The following is an 18,351-nucleotide window of genomic DNA, read 5'->3' as shown; positions in this document are numbered from 1 at the left end:
CAGTGTTCTGCAGAGCGGAGGGTGGCAAGTATGCCTTGGGGCGGGGCAATGGTGAAATCAGATCAAAAGATCGCAGCCTTCGGCAGCTCCTACAGAGAAACGCGATAAATGCAGGCGCTGCCGAAGGCTGCGAGCTTTTGATTCCGGGGTTATTCGAAGTGCTCAAGATTGACCGGATCACCGGAATGCATATCCAACTGCTTGCGGATGTCTTCAAACATCATGTCGTAATGTTTGTGAACCGAGCTGATCTGGCTGTGGGTCTTGGGAATCCCGTATTTTTCGGCGATCCGGGTCACGTCGCGGGCGAAGTTGTAAACCTCTTCCTTGGGCAGGAAAAACGTTTCCTTCACGTCTTTGCCCTGCATTTTTCCATGCAGAGTGAACTGCATCCCTTTGCCTTTTTCCGGATCGGTGAACATTTCATAGTCGAGGCACACGTTGTAGTTGACGTCGTCGTCGGTCAACGCGTGCCGCTCGATATGCAAATGACCGGGTTCAAACTGGGCCATGGGTTTCTCCTTTCAAGGCATGGGAGAAGGGCAGACCCTGAGTCTGCCCCCGGAGTTTCTAATTATCGATAGCTGATGCCCGGCTTCGCGGTGCTGACGCGAGTACCGGCGGTGCCCTGGACGATGGCTTCGATGTCCGCCAGCGAGCCGATCACCGCAACCTTGCCAGTATGGCGCGCGAATTCGCAGGCTGCCTGAACCTTTGGTCCCATGGACCCCGCGGCAAAACCCAATCGTTCGAGTTCATCCGGATGCGCCTCGGCGATGGCTTTCTGGCTCGGTTTGCCGAAATCGATGAACGCCGCGTTGACGTCGGTGGCGATCACCAGCAAGTCGGCCTCCAGTTGCTCGGCGAGCAGCGAGGAGCACAGGTCCTTGTCGATCACCGCCTCGATGCCTTTTAGGTGGCGGTGCTCGTCGTACATGGTCGGGATGCCGCCGCCACCGGCGCAGATGACGATGCTGCCCTTGTCCAGCAGCCACTTGATCGGACGGATTTCGAAGATGCGTTTCGGCCGTGGACTGGCGACCACGCGGCGGAACTTGTCGCCGTCCGCCGCGATGGCCCAGCCTTTTTCGGCGGCGAGTTTTTCGGCTTCGGCCTTCTCGTAGACCGGGCCGATCGGTTTGGTCGGGTTTTTGAAGGCCGGATCGTTGGCGTCGACTTCGACCTGGGTCAGCAGGGTGGCGAACGGCACTTCGAAGTCCAGCAGGTTGCCCAGTTCCTGTTCGATGATGTAGCCGATCATGCCTTCGGTTTCGGCGCCGAGCACGTCCAGCGGGTAAGGGGTGACGGAGGTATAGGCCGCCGCTTGCAGCGACAGCAGGCCGACTTGCGGGCCATTGCCGTGGGCGATGACCAGTTGGTTGCCGGGATGGATCTTGGCGATTTGCTCGGTGGCGATGCGGATGTTGGCGCGCTGGTTGTCAGCGGTCATCGGTTCGCCACGGCGGAGCAGGGCGTTACCGCCCAGAGCTACGACGATACGCATGGTGCAATCCTTTCAGAGTTCGTTAACCCCTGTAGGAGCTGCCGAAGGCTGCGATCTTTTGACTTTGATTGTAGAAAAACAGATCAAAAGATCGCAGCCTTCGGCAGCTCCTACAGGTCAGTGGTCGATCAGGAAATCCCGATCAGCTTTTATAGATCAGCCAGGGTCGAGACCAGGATCGCCTTGATGGTGTGCATGCGGTTTTCCGCTTGCTCGAAGGCGATGCAGGCTGGCGACTCGAACACGTCGTCGGTCACTTCGATGCCGTTGGCCAAGTGCGGATACTGTTCGGCGATCTGTTTGCCGACCTTGGTGTCGCTGTTGTGGAACGCCGGCAGGCAGTGCATGAACTTGGTGCGTGGGTTGCCGGTGGCCTTCATCAGCTCTTTGTTGACCTGGTACGGCAGCAGTTGCTGGATACGCTCGGCCCACGCCTCCACCGGTTCGCCCATCGACACCCAGACATCGGTGTGGATGAAGTCGACGCCTTTGACCGCGGCTTTCGGATCCTCGGTCAGGGTGATGCGTGCGCCGCTTTCTTCCGCGTATTTGTGGCAGCGCTCGACCAGATCGTCATGCGGCCACAGCGCTTTCGGCGCGCAGATGCGCACGTCCATGCCGAGTTTGGCGCCGACCAGCAGCAGCGAATTACCCATGTTGTTACGCGCATCGCCGAGGTAGGCGTAGCTGATCTCGTGGATCGGCTTGTCGGCGTGCTCACGCATGGTCAGCACGTCGGCGATCATTTGGGTCGGGTGATATTCATCGGTCAGGCCGTTGAACACCGGCACGCCAGCGAACTTCGCCAGTTCTTCGACGATTTCCTGTTTGAAGCCACGGTACTCGATGGCGTCATACATGCGACCCAGCACGCGGGCCGTGTCTTTCATGCTTTCCTTGTGGCCGATCTGCGAGGAGTTCGGGTCGATGTAGGTGACGTTGGCGCCTTGGTCGTAGGCCGCCACTTCGAACGCGCAGCGGGTACGGGTCGAGGTTTTTTCGAAGATCAGGGCGATGTTGTTGCCCTTCAGGTGTTGCTGCTCTGTGCCGGTGTACTTGGCGCGTTTCAGGTCGCGGGACAGGTCGAGCAGGTAACGCAGCTCACGTGGAGTGTGGTGTTCCAGGCTGAGCAGGTTACGGTTGTGAATATTAAAAGCCATGATGGATCTCCTTGCCCGACACTGTGAAAGCTACTGCGCTCGGAAATACTGCGTTAAAAACAGGCTCGGAATGCTCATTTACAACCAGTAAACTCCGCTTCCTCGCCTGTTTTTGCCTTGTCTTTCCTTCGCTCGCTACGCTTTCACAGCGCCGGGTCGTGTTAAGAAAAAAGTTAGTAATCGATCGGGTCGCGGATGATCGGGCAGGTCATGCAGTGGCCGCCGCCACGGCCGCGGCCCAGTTCACCGGCGCTGATGGTGATGACCTCCACGCCGGCCTTGCGCAGCAGGGTGTTGGTGTAGGTGTTGCGGTCGTAGCCGATGACCACGCCCGGTTCCACGGCCACCACGTTGTTACCGTCGTCCCATTGTTCGCGTTCGGCGGCGAAGCTGTTGCCGCCGGTTTCCACCACGCGCAGCTTCGGCAGGTTGAGGGCTTTGGCGACGGTGTCGAGGAAGTTGGTTTCTTCGCGGCGAATGTCGATGCCGCCCTGTTTGCTTTCGTCAGGCCGCAGGGTGAAGGCGACGATCTGGTTCACCACTTCCGGGAAAATCGTCACGAGGTCGCGATCGCAGAAGCTGAACACGGTGTCCAGGTGCATCGCCGCGCGGGACTTCGGCAGGCCGGCGACGATGACTTTTTCCACGGCCTTGTTCTTGAACAGGTTCAGCGCCAGTTGGCCGATGGCCTGCCGGGATGAGCGTTCGCCCATACCGATCAACACCACGCCGTTGCCGATCGGCATCACGTCGCCGCCTTCCAGGGTCGAGCTGCCGTGGTCCTTGTCCGGGTCGCCGTACCAGATCTCGAAATCGGCGTTAGTGAACTGCGGGTGGAATTTGTAGATGGCGGTGGTCAGCAGGGTTTCCTGACGGCGCGCCGGCCAGTACATCGGGTTCAGGGTGACGCCGCCGTAGATCCAGCAGGTAGTGTCGCGGGTGAACTGGGTATTCGGCAGCGGCGGCAGGATGAAGCTCGAGTGGCCGAGAAAGTCGCGGAACATCTGGATGGTCTTGCCACCGAAGCTGTCCGGCAGATCATCGGCGGACACGCCACCAATCAGGTATTCGGCGATGTGCCGTGGCTCAAGGCTTTTCAGCCAGGATTTGACTTCGCTGATCAGGCCCAGGCCCACCGAATCGGCGGTGACCTTGCGATCAAGAATCCAGTCCAGCGCTTCCGGGATGGCGACGATGTCGGTCAGCAGGTTGTGCATTTCCAGCACGTCGATGCCGCGCTCACGCATTTTGGTCACGAAGTCGAAGTGGTCGCGTTTGGCCTGGGCGACCCACAGCACGTCGTCGAACAGCAGTTCATCGCAGTTGTTCGGGGTCAGCCGCTGGTGGGCCAAGCCTGGGGAGCAAACCATGACTTTGCGCAGTTTGCCGGCTTCGGAATGGACGCCGTACTTAACTTTTTCCGTGGTCATTTCAGATCCTCCAGATAACAAAACAATCAGGGGTTACAGAGTCAGGAAGCCGTCGTAGAGACCGTAGGCTGCCACCAGGGCACCGACGACCACCGCAGCGAAAATCAGCTTCTCGACGTTGGTGAAAACCGCTTGTTTGAGTTCGAGCTTGGCCTTGGCGAACAGGATCGCGCCGGGGGCGTACAGCAGGGCGGAGAGCAGCAGGTATTTCACCCCGCCGGCGTACAGCAGCCAGACCGCATAGATCAGGGCGATGCCGCCAATGATCAGGTCCTTGCGCCGCTCGGCCGCGAAGCCCTCATAGGTTTCGCCGCGCACCGCCAGCAGCAGGGCGTAGGCCGCCGACCACAGGTACGGCACCAGAATCATCGAGGTGGCGAGGTAGATCAGCGACAGGTAAGTGCTGGCCGAGAACAGGGTGATGATCAGGAACACCTGCACCATCGCGTTGGTCAGCCACAGGGCGTTGACCGGTACGTGGTTGGCGTTTTCCTTGCGCAGGAACTCCGGCATGGTGTGGTCTTTGGCGGCGGCGAACATGATCTCCGCGCACAGCAGCACCCACGACAGCAGAGCGCCCAGCAACGAGATGATCAGACCGACACTGATCAGCACCGCACCCCAGTGACCGACCACGTGCTCGAGCACGGCGGCCATCGACGGGTTCTGCAGTTTCGCCAGTTCCGGCTGAGTCATGATGCCCAGCGACAGCACGTTGACCAGCACCAGGAACAGCAGCACGGTGATGAAACCGATGACGGTGGCTTTACCCACGTCCGAGCGTTTTTCGGCGCGGGCCGAGAAGATGCTCGCGCCCTCGATGCCTATGAACACCCACACGGTGACCAGCATCATGTTGCGCACCTGGTTCATCACGCTGCCCAGATCAGGGTTTTTCACGCCCCAGATGTCGGCGGTGAAGATGTCCAGTTTGAACGCGAAGAGCGCGATCAATACGAACAGCAGCAGCGGCACGACCTTGGCGACGGTGGTCACCAGGTTGATGAAGGCCGCCTCCTTGATCCCGCGCAGCACCAGAAAGTGCACGGCCCACAGCAGCACGGATGCGCCGATGACCGCCGCCACCGTGTTGCCTTCGCCGAACACCGGAAAGAAATAACCGAGGGTGCTGAACAACAGAACAAAGTAACCGACGTTGCCCAGCCAGGCGCTGATCCAGTAACCCCAGGCGGACGAGAAACCCATGTAATCGCCGAATCCGGCCTTGGCATAGGCGTAGACACCGCCGTCCAGATCGGGCTTGCGATTGGCGAGGGTCTGAAAAACAAAAGCGAGGGTGAGCATGCCGACAGCGGTGATGGCCCAACCAATCAGCACCGCGCCGACGTCGGCGCTGGCGGCCATGTTTTGTGGCAAAGAAAATATCCCGCCACCGATCATTGAGCCGACTACCAAGGCAACCAGTGCACCTAGTCGTAGTTTTCCGGGAGCTTCAGACATTGCATGACTCCATTGCAGGAGAGAAGAGTTCACAGCGTAGATCTGTTGTCTGTTCAATCAGCTGACGTAGATCAGTGCATGGCCACATTCCATTGTTAATGAATGACTTATGAAACAACTGGAGGCATAACGCTATTGCCTGGAAAGCCCGTCCTAGAGGGTTTTGCCTGATGTGGTTGGGAATTGGTCTTATTACTATGGAATTAACACGCTAGTTCTTTTTCAGCTTTTGGCAAATTTCGGCGTCTGTTTTCAGTACAGAATTGATTTATCAGGATTCGCCAACAAAACTGTCTAGGCGTGATAGCCGTTAGCATCAGTCGCTATATATAAGAGGGTGTTTCTCGGCATTACTTGATAAACGTGATTCGGTATTAGCCGTTTAGTTAATAGTTGTTACAAATAAATTAAGGGAGACAAGAATGTCGCAACCGACGCAAAAGCTGCGACTGGGTGCGTTGATCGCCCTGGTGGTGGGTTCGATGATTGGAGGAGGGATTTTTTCCCTGCCACAAAATATGGCCGCCCGCGCCGATGCCGGGGCGATCCTGATCGGTTGGGGCATCACCGCCATCGGCATGCTGACCCTGGCCTTCGTGTTCCAGACCCTGGCCAACCGCAAGCCCGAACTGGACTCCGGCGTCTACGCCTACGCCAAGGCCGGATTCGGCGACTACATGGGTTTCTCGTCCGCCTGGGGTTACTGGATCAGCGCCTGGCTGGGCAACGTCGGTTATTTCGTATTGCTGTTCAGCACCCTCGGTTATTTCTTCCCGGTGTTCGGCCAGGGCAACACGCCGGTCGCCATCGGTTGCGCGTCGGTGCTGCTGTGGGCCGTGCATTTTCTGGTGATGCGCGGGATCAAGGAGGCGGCGTTCATCAATCAGGTGACCACGGTCGCCAAGATCGTGCCGCTGATCATGTTCATCGTCATTGCGGCGGTGGCGTTCAAGGCCGACATCTTCACCCGCGACATCTGGGGCCGCAGCAACCCGAGCTTCGGCGGGGTGATGGATCAGGTGCGCAACATGATGCTGGTAACGGTGTTCGTGTTCATCGGCATCGAGGGCGCCAGCGTGTACTCGGCGCGGGCGCAGAAACGCAGCGATGTCGGCCGTGCCACGGTGATCGGTTTTATCGGCGTGCTGGCGCTGCTGGTGCTGGTCAATGTGTTGTCGCTGGGGATCATGAGCCAGCCGGAACTGGCGAAACTGCAGAATCCATCGCTGGCGGCGGTGCTGGAACACATCGTCGGGCCATGGGGCGCGCTGCTGATCAGCCTCGGCCTGGCGGTGTCGCTGCTCGGCGCGTTGCTGTCGTGGGCGCTGCTGTGCGCCGAGATCCTGTTTGCCACGGCCAAGGACAAGACCATGCCGGCGTTTCTGAAAAAGGAAAACGCCAACCATGTGCCGGTCAATGCGCTGTGGCTGACCAACGTGATGATTCAGATTTTCCTGCTGATCACGCTGTTCTCCGCCGGCACCTACACCAGCCTGATTTACCTTGCCTCTTCGATGATTCTGGTGCCGTACCTGTGGTCGGCAGCTTACGCGGTGTTGCTCAGCGGACGCGGCGAAACCTATGAACACGCCTCGGCCGAACGCACCAAGGACCTGCTGATCGGCGGCATCGCCCTGTGTTATGCGGTGTGGTTGTTGTATGCCGGCGGAGTCAAGTATTTGCTGCTGTCGGCGCTGCTGTATGCGCCAGGGGTGGTGCTGTTTGCCAAGGCCAAACATGAGCAGGGCGAGCCGTTGTTCACCCCTGTCGAGAAAGGGATTTTTACTGCCGTGGTCATTGGGGCAGGGTTGGCGGCATACGGTTTGTACAGCGGGGTGCTGTCGTTGTGAGTCAGGTTGATCCTGACTCGTTGGTGTCAGTGCGAACCTCTTCGCGAGCAGGCTCGCTCCCACAGGGGAATACATTGCAAATGTGGGCGTGAGCCTGCTCGCGATAGCGGTTTCAAATTCACCACTGCGGGCGATGTGAACCCAATTCAGTGGCCGGCAGCGCCCAGTGCAGCGGCGTCCCGCTGATCGTCACGGGTGCCAGCAAGCGGTGCGCCGGCCCCCACGGGGTCTGTTCCACCCGAGGGTTTTGATCCTGCTCATCCTCGGCGCGCAGGGCTTCGTTGGGCCCCGGTCCCTGTTCGATCAACAGCTTGGCAGTTCGCGCCAATGACAAACGCGCCGAACCGCCCCGGCCGGTCTTTAAACGTTCCGTCAGAAGACGGATCACACTCGCCGCCATCAGATACCCGGTCGCATGATCCAGTGCCTGCACCGGCAGCGGCGTGGGTTTGTCAGCGTGCTTCCAGCGCTGTCCGGCCTCGGCGATGCCGCTGCTCATCTGCACCAGGCTGTCGAAGCCACGGCGGTTCTGCCATGGGCCACTCCAGCCGTAGGCGTTGAGGCAGACATCGATCAGCCCCGGCGCCAGTTGCCGGCGGCGCTCGGCACCGAAGCCAAGGCGTTCCAGGGCGTCGGCGCGGTAGCCGTGCAGCAGAATGTCGGCGCCCTTCAACAGGTTTTCAAACAGCGCGCGATCCGCCGGAGCATGCAGATCAAGCCGTGCGCAGCGTTTGCCGAGGGTGACTTCCGGCACCACGCCCGGTTCGTTCCAGCTCGGCGGATCGATGCGCAGCACATTGGCACCGAGGCCGGCGAGAAAACGGCTGGCGGTGGGGCCGGCGAGCACCCGGGTCAAGTCCAGCACCTTGAGGCCGGCCAGCGGTTGCGTCTGCGAACCGGACCACGATGACGCGATTTCGTCGTGATCAGCAGTGAAGTGCACCAGCGGTTCGGCATTCACCGCCAGCCCCTGCGGGTGCTGCTGCCACTGTGCCCAACTGCGCATTTGGGCGGCGCAGCCCTTGGCCTCGACCACCGCTTGCTCCAGCTCGGCACTGCTCCATTGCGCGACTTTCGCCGCCATCGCGGCACGGTCGGCGCAGGCACCCAGCACACTTTCAGCAGCGGCGCGGTGGTGCGGGGCGTTGGTGTGCAGGCGGATCCAGCCGTCCCGGGTCGCGTAATCGCCGGCGACCGGATCCCACAGCGGCGGGACTTCCCAGCCAATCGGGCGCAGTGAGGTGGCGAACCAGAACGAAGCCAGCCTTCGGTCGACTTCGACAGCGGGCACGTGCCCGGTCTGCTGTCGGAGCAGCTCGGCGACGGCCTGCCCGGCAGCGCCAATGCTGGCGCAGGCCAGGTCGGTGACGGCGAACGCCGAGGGCAGCGCGCCGCTGCCGGTGAACGGAATCGGCGTGTGGGGCAAGCCGAGTGCGGCTTGAATGGACGTGAGTAAATCAGTCATCGACGGCCCTCCGGGAGAGAGGGCGATGATAGTGCAAAAGAATGTCGGGCCAGATGAAAACGCTAGTGGGTGAACACTTACCTCTGTGGGAGCGAGCCTGCTCGCGAATGCGGTGGATCAGTCACATTAATGTTGTATGTGCTGCCGTCTTCGCGAGCAGGCTCGCTCCCACAGGTTTTTTTGCAGGTTTGCTAGACGCGGAACTGATCCATCAGCTTCATCTGCTGGCTCGCCAGGGCATTGAGCTGACTGCTGATCGCCGCCGATTCAGTGGCTTGCTCGGTCAATGTTTCGGTGACGGTGCGAATCGCCGAGACGTTGCGGTTGACCTCTTCCGCCACGGCGCTTTGCTGTTCGGCGGCGCTGGCGATCTGCAGGTTCATGTCGCTGATCACCGTCACCGCATCGCTGATCTTGCCCAGCGCATCCACCGCCTGACGGATCTGCCCGGCGTTGTTGTGGGCCTGGGTCTGGCTCGAATGCATGGTCGCGACCACGCCTCGGGTGCCGGTCTGGATGCGCTCGATGACGATGCGGATTTCTTCCACCGAATCCTGGGTGCGCTTGGCGAGGTTGCGCACTTCATCGGCGACCACCGCGAAACCACGCCCGCTCTCACCGGCGCGGGCCGCTTCGATGGCGGCGTTGAGGGCCAGCAGGTTGGTCTGTTCGGCGATGCTGCGGATCACTTCCAGCACCGAGCCGATCTGCTCGCTGTTGACTGCCAGCGCTTCGACTTCGGTCACCGCTTTGCTGACTTCGTCGGCCAGTTGATTGATGTCGCGGGTGCTGCGTTCGATGATCGACATGCCGTCCTTGGCCGACTGATCGGCGCCCTTGGCGGCGTTGGCCGCGTTCGAGGCACTGTTGGCGACGTCGTGGGCGGTGGCGCTCATTTCGTTGGACGCGGTGGCGACCTGGTCGATTTCGCGGAACTGCACCTGCATGCCCTCGCTGGTCTGGCGGGCGATTTCCGAAGACTGGTCGGCGGTGCCACGGGCCTCGGTGATGCTCTGCTTGATCTGGGCGATGGTCGGTTGCAGCTTGTCGAGGAAGCGGTTGAACCAGTTCACCAGTTCGCCCAGTTCATCTTGCTTGCTGTAGTTCAGGCGCTGGGTCAGATCGCCTTCACCGCTGGCAATGTTTTTCAGCATCTCGGCAACGCTGTTGATCGGGCGCGTGACGCCGGAAGCGGTGAGCCAGATCAGCAGCAGGCCAATCAGACCGGCCACCACTGCCACTGCCAATGCGGTAAACACGCCGGTTTCCTGAGCATCGTCGAGCACCGCTTGCAGCTTGACCGAATCGGCCAGCAGCACCTGTTTCGGCAGGTCGATGACCACGCCCCAGGCCCGTGAGTTGCCAATCGGATCGACCGGATACACGGCGCGAATCAAGTCGCCCTGTTCGAGAATCTTCGGCGTGCCGCTGCTGACCAGTTGCAGCAGGTCTTTGCCGTCGGCGCCAAGGGTGTCGCTGATCTTTTTGCCGACCTTGGTTGCATCGGAACTGTCGGCACCGAGCACGCCGCTGCCGGAGACGATCAGCATGTGCCCGGCGTTGTTGAACAGGTTGCGCTGGGACTCCACGGCCGCCGCTTGCAGGGCATCGAGGGCGATGTCGACACCGACCACGCCGATGGCCTTGCCGTCGACGATCAGCGGCACGGAAATGGTGGTCATCAACATTTCCTTGGTGCCCACGGTATCGGCATACGGGTCGAGCAGGCAGGTGCGCTTGTTGTCGCGAGGGCAGGTGTACCAGCTGTTGTACGGCGTGCCGCTGAGGCTGAGGGTGGTCTTGGTCATGTCTTCTTCGACCATGATCGTGTTCAGCGCAGAACCGGCAGCGCGGCTCCAATACGTCGCAAAGCGCCCGGCTTCGTTGGACTGGCGCGCGGCATCGTTGACGAATTCGCTGTCCTTGCCATCGAGGCCGTTGGGTTCGAAGGCGAGCCAGATACCGAGCACCTTGTCGTTGCGCTCGAACGCGGTTTTCAGGCTCAGGTTCAACTCTTCACGCAGGGCGCCAGCGTCCAGCGCACGCTTGGCGGCCATCACGCGCATGTCCTTGATCTGATCGGCCAGGGCGGTGATCACCGTCAGGCTTTCGCCAAACGTCTTCTGCACCCGCACCGCCTGCTCGGCCGCCTTGGCCTGCAACAGGTTCTGCACACTGGCGGTGAGCAGCTTGTTGCTCGAGTCGCTGACCAGTTCGTCGTTCTGGTTGGTCTGGTAAATGTTCATGCCGACGATCAGCGCAACCACACCGAGCAGACACAGACCGGAGAGCAGGACGATTTTCAGGCGAATGGAGAGAGAGTCGAACATGGGGCGATCTCGTGAATGAATGAGCAGGTGGCCCGGGCGGAGTAACCGGTTCGCCAAATCCATTCAGCGCCATTCAATGCTCATCGGCGCCGGGCGAGGGCGCATGAGGCCCTTGCCGACGAACGGTCAGCGCAAAACGTTTGCGCAGGGGATTGTGCTGAAAAGGCGATTAATTACAGGGAAGTTTCAGCCTGATGAATGACGGAGTGCTTGTGGGGTGATGAGGCTTTTGTGGCGAGGGAGCTTGCTCCCGCTGGAGTGCGAAGCGCTCCGCTGCATTCTTGTCGAGTCACCCTGTGCAAAGGTTTTGCGACGGTTTTGCCGCCGAGCGGGAGCAAGCTCCCTCGCCACAGAGGGGCTGTGAAGTCAGGAGGAGGAGGTGATGGCTTCCGGGCGCGACCAGATCCACAGGTTGCCCAGGGTCATGCCGGCAATCGCCAGGTACACCGGCCAGCCGTGATCAAGCATCACCAGCATCAGCGTCGCACACAGCAGCATGCTGATCGTGGCGCTGACCTTGGCCTTGCGCGCGATGATCTTGCCGTTGCGCCAGTTGCTCAGGATCGGCCCGAACAGCCGATGGTTTTCCAGCCAGGCGCTCAGGCGTGGCGAGCTGCGCGTGGCGGCCCAGGCGGCAAGCAGGATGAACTCGGTGGTCGGCAAGCCTGGCACGACGATGGCAATCAGGCCGATGCCGAGGCTGACGTAGGCCAGCAGGCCGAACAGCAGACGGGCGAGTTTGGAGGAGGCGGGTTGCGGCATGGGCTCAGCGGTGGCTTCTGAAGCGGAATCGGGATCTTACAGGCTTACACAGTTCCCCTGTAGGAGTGAGCCTGCTCGCGATGGCGTCCGGTCATGCAACATCAATGTCGACTGATACACCGCCATCGCGAGCAGGCTCACTCCTACAAGGGGATTTGTGCTGGATCAGGCCGGCTCGGCTTCGGTTGCGTAAGCCTGTTCCAGCAGCACGGTGAAGCGGTTGAATGCATCCAGCGCGCCTTGCTCGACTTCGGCTTCCTCTTCGGCCGTGAATTGCAGCGAGTCGAGGGTGCGCACGAAGCTTTTCCAGCCTTCGGCACGACCGCCCTCGGGCTCGCCCAAGTGCCGGGCGCCGAAGGTTTCGCTCAGCTCCAGCGCCACGGCGCGCTTGATCAGGAACGCTGCGCCAAGCTTCGAACCTTCGGAGACGAACAGCCAGCCCAAAGCCCGGGCCTTGCCCGGATTTTTCACGGCGCCAGCCACGGGGGCCGGGACTTCAGTGTCCAGGTCCGCCAGGTCAGCCTTGGCCGCTGCAGCGCGGCAACGGGCCGGCAGATCCGGGACGATGGCCGTCAGTTCGGCGTTGTTATAGAGGTCGACCAGTTCCGACTGAAACAGATATTGCGCGACGACGAAGCGCGCAAAACTGGCGCGGGTTTCGAACGGCGCGTGAGCCTTGACCAGGGCGTCGAGCTTGCTGTGCGGCTCGTGAGTGATCTGGTTCAGGCGTTGTGAACGCAGGGCTTTTTCCGAAGTGGTCATGAGAGGTCCTTGATAAAAGAGGCGCTTGATAACGAGACGAACGGGCAGGTGCCGAACCGTAAAAAAAACCCCGCGACGCGCTGATCAATGCGCGCGTCGCAGGGCCGTGCGGATCAGATGTCCCAGACCAGATTGATCGCGAAGTTGCGGCCCGGCTGGGTCAGGCGATCAAGGTTGGCCGGTTGCGTCACCGAGGCTTCGCCGACGCTGTCGTAACCGCGCACGTCATCCCACTGCCAGTACTTCTTGTCGGTCAGGTTGTAGAGGCCGGCATTGACGGTCACGTCGTCGGTGACTTTGTAGAAGCCGGCCAGGTCGAGCACGCCATATCCCGGGGTCTTGAACTGGGTGCTGGTGCCGTCCGGTGTCTTGAACTGAGTGCTGTCGACACGATCCTTGCGCTTGACCAGCGTCCAGCTCAGCAGCGCACCGTAGTTGTCCTGGTCATAACCGAGACCGAACACGCCGGTCAGCGGATTGACGCTGTTCAGTGGCTGGCCGCTGTCGTCGTTGCGCCCGTACAGGTACGCCATTGAGCCTTGGGTGTAGAGGCCGGTCGGCGCGCCAAAGGTGTCGAGGTTCAGGCGACCTTTGAGCTCAACACCTTTGATGGTGGCGTGTTTGATGTTGTTGCTCTGGAACGTGGTCTCGGTATAGCCGGGGGTGATGGCGTTCTCATCGATGAAATCACGGTACTTGTTGTAGAACACCGCGACGTCGAACGTGCCCGCTGCAAATTGGCCACGCAGACCGGTTTCATAGCTTTTGCTTTTTTCCGGTTCAAGGTCCGGGTTCGGCGCGACCTGATAGCCGCCCGCGAGGTTTTCAAATCGACCGTACAAGGCCTTGGCGGTCGGCGTGCGGAAGCCTTCGGCGTACTGGCCGTACCAGGTGTAGTGATCGTTAAAGCTGTAGGTGGTGCCGAACTTCGGCGACAGACGATGCCAGGTTTTCTTCTTGTCGCTGACCTCACCGTTACCACTTTGGTCGGCAGTGGCGAGGAACTCATCGGTGATGTGCGGCTTGAGTTCGGTGTAGTCGTAACGTGCGCCCGGCAGGAACGTCCAGTTACCCCAGCTGATCTGATCCTGAGCGAACAGGCTGTAGCTGTTGATGGTCGGGTCCGGGAAGTCGCTGGCCGGTTTCAAGGTGTCGGCGGCGCTTGGCGCACCGATCACGCGGCATGCGCCGCTGACGGTCAGGCAGGTGCCGTTGCCGGTGCGCAATCCGGTGACTTTGTCCTGCTTGATGGTCGTGCCGTAGGTAACGGTGTGATCGGTGTCGGCGATGGCAAACGACTTGTCAGCCTGCGCATCGAACACCCATTGGCGATCTTTGTAATTGGTGTCGCGGTTGCGCAGTACGGTACGCGACGGTGCGTAGATTTCCTGGGTGCTCTGGTCGGTCTTGGCGATCTGGTAGTTGAGCGACCACTTGATGTTGTCGGCCAGCGCAGTGTCCAGTGCGAAGCGGTGCTCCAGGCCAAAACGCTCGCGCGTGACGGTGTCGTTGCCGGTGCGCGCCTTGTAGAAACCAAACCCGCGTCCAGCGTTGAACGGGCCACCGACGGCGCTCAACTGGTTGGTGTCGCGATCGTCTTTGTAGTGTTCGTAGGTCAGGCCGAAGCGCGCGTCGTCAGCGTAGTTCCAGCCGAGTTTGGCCAGCACGTTGGTGGTGCGCACATCTTCCGGGTTGGCCTCGGTGCGGTTCAGGCCGGTGCCACCGGTTTCGCCGTAGGACTCGGTTTCATGGCCGTTGCGCTGGCTCAGGTGCAGCAAACCATCGAAGTCGCCGGTGCGCCCGGCAACGGTGCCGGAGGTCAGCCAGCTGTCGTCGGCCGAGCTGTAACCGGTTTTCAGACGTGCGCCGACGTCCTGGCCAGGCTTGATGATGTCGTCCGGGTCGAGGGTGTAGTAGCTGACGGCGCCGCCAATTGCATTGCTGCCGTACAGCACCGACGCCGGGCCACGGAGAATTTCCACGCGTTTGACGATTTCCGGGTCGACGTAATTGCGGTTGGTCTGTGCGTAAGGGCCGTTGAAAAAGCTGTCCGGCACTTGCACGCCGTCGACTTGAGTCAGGACGCGGTCACCGTCAATGCCACGGATGTTGTAGCCGGTCAGGCCGGCACGTTGACCGGCACCGCCCACCGAAACACCCGGCTCGTAACGCACCAGATCCTTGATCGAGTTGACGTTGTTGCGATCCAGATCCTCGCGGGTCTGCACGCTGACGGTGGCCGGCACGCTGTTGACCGACTGTTCCTGGCGGGTGGCGCTGATGGTCACCTGATCCAGATTCAGTGCGCCGCTGCTGCTGCGTTTTTCCAGCACGACGTTGTTGTTGCTCAGTTTGCGGAAGCTCAGGTTGGTCCCCACCAACAAGCGCTCAAGGGCTTTTTCCGGTGGCAGCGAACCACGCACGCCCGGCGACGACACGCCCTGACCCAGTTCTGCCGGCAAGCCGACCTGCCAGCCGGTCACGCCGGTGAAGGCGTTGAGCGCCGAGACCAGCGGTTGCTGGGCGATCGAGAACGAATAATCACCCATGTTGCGCGCCGGTTGTTCGGTGGCAGCCATCAGCGGTGCGGTGCCGGCCATGAGGATGGCGGCGGTCAGCAATGACAATACGCGGGAAGGGGAAGCAGTCTGGCGGGTAAGGCGAGAGGACATCGATAGCGCTCCGTGTCGCACGAATCTTTATAGGTGCTGATTCACGTCCGAAGATGCGAATCAATTGCATTGGCTATAACGAGACGAACGGGCTTTCGCTATCGAGTAAAAATAATTCTCATTTAGTTCAGGATCACCAGCGCCGGGAATTCTTGCAGGCGCGCGGAAGTGATGTGGGCGAGGGAGCGCACCACGTCGAGCGGTTGGTCCAGGCGGTAATTGCCGGTGACATTGACGTCGGCCAATTGCTCGTTGGTGTTGATGATCCAGCCCGGGTAGTAGCGGCGCAGTTCGGCCAGCACCTGATTCAGTGGGCAGTTCTCGAACACCAGGCGGCCCTGAACCCAGGCCAGATCGGTATTCGCGTCGAGCTTGGCCGGGCGGTCGAAGCCGTTGGGGCCGATGCGGATGCTTTCCCCGGCGGACAGGCGCACCCGCGCATCGTCATGGGTGGCGCGCAGATCGACGTCGCCGCGCTGCACGTTGACCTGCGCCACGCCGTCCAGGTAACGCACGGCAAATGCAGTGTCATGCACACTGGCCTTGACCGGCCCGGCATCGATTTCCAGCGGCTGGTTGCGGCTGCCGGCAATCTCGAAAAACGCCTCCCCCTGATACAAGCGCGCGACGCGTTGTTGATCATTGATGGTGCTGGAAAACGCCGAATTGGTATTGAGCAGGACTTTCGAGCCGTCCTCCAGTTGCAGGCGCTGGCGCTCGCCGACCACGGTGAGGTGATCGGCCTGCAAGCGCATCGGCAGATTGCTGAAACTGAACAGGCCGAGAATCAGCACCGCAGCGGTGGCCAGCGGTTTCCAGTGCGGGCGCAGACGTTGGAGGACAGTGACTTTTGCAGGTTTCGCCGCGAGGTTTTGTGCGCACTGGGCAATCTGCGGGCCATCCCAGATCGCCTGGGCCTTGGCGAACGCCTCGGCATTCAACGGATCAGCCGCCAGCCACGCGTGAAATTGCCGGGTCTGCTCTTCGTCCGGAGTGCCGAGCACGATGAGCCAGTCCAAGGCCTGGTCCATTGCACTTGCAGCATCCTGCGCCGTTTCGGGCGAAGGCGAGCGGTGGGTGTCCGTCACGGTGTTTCCTCGGGCTTCTGGCGAAGCAGTTTCTAGCGTCAAGCTGCAAGCTGCAAGCCAGATGCGTGTACTGCTTTTCGTTTTTACTTGGAGCTTGAAGCTTACAGCTTGCCGCTGCTGTCGTGTCTTTCGGCAACGCCGATGCAAATGCTCATAATCAGTTTCAGTTCTTTCTGCACGGTGCTGAGGGAGACATTCAGCTCGTCGGCGATTTCCTGGTAGCTGTGTCCGTGCAGGCGGCTGAGGATGAATATCTGCTGTTGCCGCGGGCTGAGTTGACTGAGGCTCACGTTCAGGCGCTCCAGCAATTGTTCGGCGTGGGCGGCGTCTTCGGCGCTGCTGGCGGGGGCGGCGACGCTGTGCACCACGTCCTGCGGCACGTCATCAACCATGGTCCGCGAATGAATCTTGCGCGCGCGCAAATGATCCAGCGCCAGGTTGCGCGCAGTCTGGAACACAAAGGGTTCAAGGTGATCGATGGCACGCTCGCTCAGCGCCCGTGTGACGCGCAGGTAGGTTTCCTGCAGCAGGTCTTCGGCGGTGCTGTGGTTGTTGACCATCCGTTCCAGCGTACGCAGCAGCGAAGTGCGCTGGGTGAGGAAGACGTGGTTGAAGCGCGATTGACTCACGGGGGAACCTGATCCATTTCGAGCGAATGATAATGCTTATCATCTAGCTGAATGGTCAAGCCTTGATTTGTCAAAGAAGGGTAAAGGTCTTGTGCGGATCGAAATGTAGGAGCTGCCGAAGGCTGCGATCTTTTGATGTTGATCTTAAAAACCACATCAAAAGATCGCAGCTTTCGGCAGCTCCTACAGGGGGCGGAAAAACCTTACTCGGCGTTACACAGCGCCAGGCAGTTATCCAGCATACGGTTGGAGAAGCCCCACTCGTTGTCGTACCAGGCCAGTACTTTCAGCAGTTTGCCGCTGGCTTTGGTGTGGTTGGCGTCGAAGATCGACGACAGCGGGTTGTGGTTGAAGTCGCTGGAAACCAGCGGCAACGTGTTGTAACCGAGAATTTTCGAGTGCTGGCTTGCAGCCTTCATCAGCGCGTTGACTTCCTCGGCAGTGGCTTCTTTCTTCAACTGTACGGTCAGGTCCACCAGCGACACATTGATCACCGGTACGCGCACGGCCATGCCGGTCAGTTTGCCCGCCAGTTCCGGCAGCACCAGGCCTACCGCTTCAGCGGCGCCGGTCTTGCTCGGGATCATGTTCTGCGTGGCCGAACGCGCACGGTACGGGTCGGTGTGGTAGACGTCGGTGAGGTTCTGGTCGTTGGTGTAGGCGTGGATGGTGGTCATCAGCCCGCTTTCGATGCCCAGCTCGCGGTGCAGCACTTGCGCGACAGGCGCCAGGCAATTGGTGGTGCACGAGGCGTTGGAGATGATCTGGTGCGACTGGCGCAGAATGTCGTGGTTCACACCATAAACCACGGTGGCGTCGGCACCTTTGGCCGGGGCCGAGATGATCACTTTGCGCGCGCCGGCAGTAAGATGCGCAGCGGCTTTGGCACGGTCGGTGAACAGACCGGTGCACTCGAACACCACATCGATTTTTTCCGCAGCCCACGGCAGGTCGGCCGGATTGCGAATGGCGCTGACCGAAATGCGGTCGCCGTTGACCGTCAGGCTTTCATTGTCATGGGCCACTTCGGCGTCGAATGTGCCGTGAACGGTGTCGTATTTGAGCAGATGGGCGTTGATGGCGCTGTCGCCCAGATCGTTGATGGCGACGATCTGCAAATCCTGTCGATAGCCTTGGGTATACAGTGCACGCAGGACATTACGGCCGATGCGGCCAAAACCATTGATTGCGATTCGAAGAGTCATTGAACAGCGCCGCCGTCGTTTTGTTGTTGGAAT

At 60.5% G+C, this 18,351-nt stretch carries 13 protein-coding genes and 2 pseudogenes; 1 reads left to right on the top strand and 14 read right to left on the bottom strand.

Annotation, left to right across the window (positions count from 1 at the left end):
- Positions 1-149: 149 nt before the first annotated feature.
- The 5 genes from HBN98_RS07530 to arcD (HBN98_RS07510) all read right to left on the bottom strand — a co-directional run bounded on the left by HBN98_RS07530 (position 150) and on the right by arcD (HBN98_RS07510) (position 5,555).
- Positions 150-512 (bottom strand): DUF5064 family protein, encoded by a 363-nt coding sequence (locus HBN98_RS07530; protein WP_083368098.1) that lies wholly within the window; start codon positions 510-512, stop codon positions 150-152.
- 62 nt (positions 513-574) lie between these two features.
- Entirely contained in the window at positions 575-1,504 is a 930-nt protein-coding gene (gene arcC, locus HBN98_RS07525) for a carbamate kinase (protein WP_064588897.1), read from the bottom strand.
- Between the two features lie 149 nt (positions 1,505-1,653).
- Positions 1,654-2,664, bottom strand: a complete 1,011-nt coding sequence (locus tag HBN98_RS07520; RefSeq protein WP_064588896.1) for an ornithine carbamoyltransferase — start codon at positions 2,662-2,664, stop codon at positions 1,654-1,656.
- 173 nt (positions 2,665-2,837) lie between these two features.
- The gene (gene arcA / locus HBN98_RS07515; protein ID WP_064588895.1) at positions 2,838-4,094 is read right to left on the bottom strand and encodes an arginine deiminase; all 1,257 of its coding nucleotides are present in this window, start codon (positions 4,092-4,094) and stop codon (positions 2,838-2,840) included.
- A 33-nt stretch (positions 4,095-4,127) separates the two neighbouring features.
- Complete coding sequence (gene arcD, locus HBN98_RS07510) at positions 4,128-5,555, bottom strand: arginine-ornithine antiporter (protein ID WP_064588894.1); 1,428 nt, start codon at positions 5,553-5,555, stop codon at positions 4,128-4,130.
- Between the two features lie 422 nt (positions 5,556-5,977).
- Here arcD (HBN98_RS07510) and arcD (HBN98_RS07505) point away from each other — a divergent pair, with 422 nt between their 5' ends.
- Positions 5,978-7,405, top strand: a complete 1,428-nt coding sequence (gene arcD, locus HBN98_RS07505; RefSeq protein ID WP_083368099.1) for an arginine-ornithine antiporter — start codon at positions 5,978-5,980, stop codon at positions 7,403-7,405.
- Positions 7,406-7,523: 118 nt separating this feature from the next.
- Here arcD (HBN98_RS07505) and HBN98_RS07500 read toward each other — a convergent pair whose 3' ends face one another.
- The 9 genes and pseudogenes from HBN98_RS07500 to gap form a co-directional block, all read right to left on the bottom strand.
- Positions 7,524-8,870 carry a CoA transferase gene (locus HBN98_RS07500; RefSeq protein ID WP_083368100.1) on the bottom strand — a complete coding sequence of 449 codons (1,347 nt, stop codon included), beginning with the start codon at positions 8,868-8,870 and terminating at the stop codon, positions 7,524-7,526.
- Positions 8,871-9,061: 191 nt separating this feature from the next.
- Positions 9,062-9,589 (bottom strand): annotated as a pseudogene (locus HBN98_RS28215) (methyl-accepting chemotaxis protein); the annotation flags it as partial.
- A gap of 330 nt (positions 9,590-9,919) precedes the next feature.
- Positions 9,920-10,927 (bottom strand): annotated as a pseudogene (locus HBN98_RS28210) (methyl-accepting chemotaxis protein); the annotation flags it as partial.
- A 639-nt stretch (positions 10,928-11,566) separates the two neighbouring features.
- Positions 11,567-11,962, bottom strand: coding sequence for a YbaN family protein (locus HBN98_RS07490; RefSeq protein ID WP_064588890.1), 396 nt, complete (start codon positions 11,960-11,962; stop codon positions 11,567-11,569).
- Between the two features lie 165 nt (positions 11,963-12,127).
- Complete coding sequence (locus HBN98_RS07485) at positions 12,128-12,724, bottom strand: biliverdin-producing heme oxygenase (RefSeq protein WP_083368102.1); 597 nt, start codon at positions 12,722-12,724, stop codon at positions 12,128-12,130.
- A gap of 113 nt (positions 12,725-12,837) precedes the next feature.
- A complete protein-coding gene (locus HBN98_RS07480; RefSeq protein WP_083368103.1) occupies positions 12,838-15,396 on the bottom strand; it encodes a TonB-dependent receptor in 2,559 nt (852 codons plus the stop codon).
- A gap of 122 nt (positions 15,397-15,518) precedes the next feature.
- A complete protein-coding gene (locus HBN98_RS07475) occupies positions 15,519-16,484 on the bottom strand; it encodes a FecR family protein (protein WP_083368104.1) in 966 nt (321 codons plus the stop codon).
- A gap of 101 nt (positions 16,485-16,585) precedes the next feature.
- A complete protein-coding gene (locus HBN98_RS07470; RefSeq protein WP_064588886.1) occupies positions 16,586-17,113 on the bottom strand; it encodes an RNA polymerase sigma factor in 528 nt (175 codons plus the stop codon).
- Positions 17,114-17,316: 203 nt separating this feature from the next.
- A complete protein-coding gene (gene gap / locus HBN98_RS07465; protein ID WP_083368105.1) occupies positions 17,317-18,318 on the bottom strand; it encodes a type I glyceraldehyde-3-phosphate dehydrogenase in 1,002 nt (333 codons plus the stop codon).
- Between the last annotated feature and the right edge of the window lie 33 nt (positions 18,319-18,351).

The organism is Pseudomonas koreensis, from assembly GCF_012986595.1.
GTDB classification, from domain to species: domain Bacteria; phylum Pseudomonadota; class Gammaproteobacteria; order Pseudomonadales; family Pseudomonadaceae; genus Aquipseudomonas; species Aquipseudomonas koreensis.
Note: the sequence above shows the minus strand (reverse complement) of the source record. Positions and strands in the feature narration are given on the sequence as shown.

Bases quoted from the DNA above. Each gene is read 5' to 3' on its own strand.
- arcD (WP_064588894.1), bottom strand. From the start codon at position 5,555: ATGTCTGAAGCTCCCGGAAAACTACGACTAGGTGCACTGGTTGCCTTG.
- HBN98_RS07490 (WP_064588890.1), bottom strand. From the start codon at position 11,962: ATGCCGCAACCCGCCTCCTCCAAACTCGCCCGTCTGCTGTTCGGCCTG.
- HBN98_RS07500 (WP_083368100.1), bottom strand. From the start codon at position 8,870: ATGACTGATTTACTCACGTCCATTCAAGCCGCACTCGGCTTGCCCCAC.
- HBN98_RS07520 (WP_064588896.1), bottom strand. From the start codon at position 2,664: ATGGCTTTTAATATTCACAACCGTAACCTGCTCAGCCTGGAACACCAC.
- arcA (WP_064588895.1), bottom strand. From the start codon at position 4,094: ATGACCACGGAAAAAGTTAAGTACGGCGTCCATTCCGAAGCCGGCAAA.
- HBN98_RS07530 (WP_083368098.1), bottom strand. From the start codon at position 512: ATGGCCCAGTTTGAACCCGGTCATTTGCATATCGAGCGGCACGCGTTG.
- arcC (WP_064588897.1), bottom strand. From the start codon at position 1,504: ATGCGTATCGTCGTAGCTCTGGGCGGTAACGCCCTGCTCCGCCGTGGC.
- arcD (WP_083368099.1), top strand. From the start codon at position 5,978: ATGTCGCAACCGACGCAAAAGCTGCGACTGGGTGCGTTGATCGCCCTG.
- HBN98_RS07485 (WP_083368102.1), bottom strand. From the start codon at position 12,724: ATGACCACTTCGGAAAAAGCCCTGCGTTCACAACGCCTGAACCAGATC.
- gap (WP_083368105.1), bottom strand. From the start codon at position 18,318: ATGACTCTTCGAATCGCAATCAATGGTTTTGGCCGCATCGGCCGTAAT.
- HBN98_RS07480 (WP_083368103.1), bottom strand. From the start codon at position 15,396: ATGTCCTCTCGCCTTACCCGCCAGACTGCTTCCCCTTCCCGCGTATTG.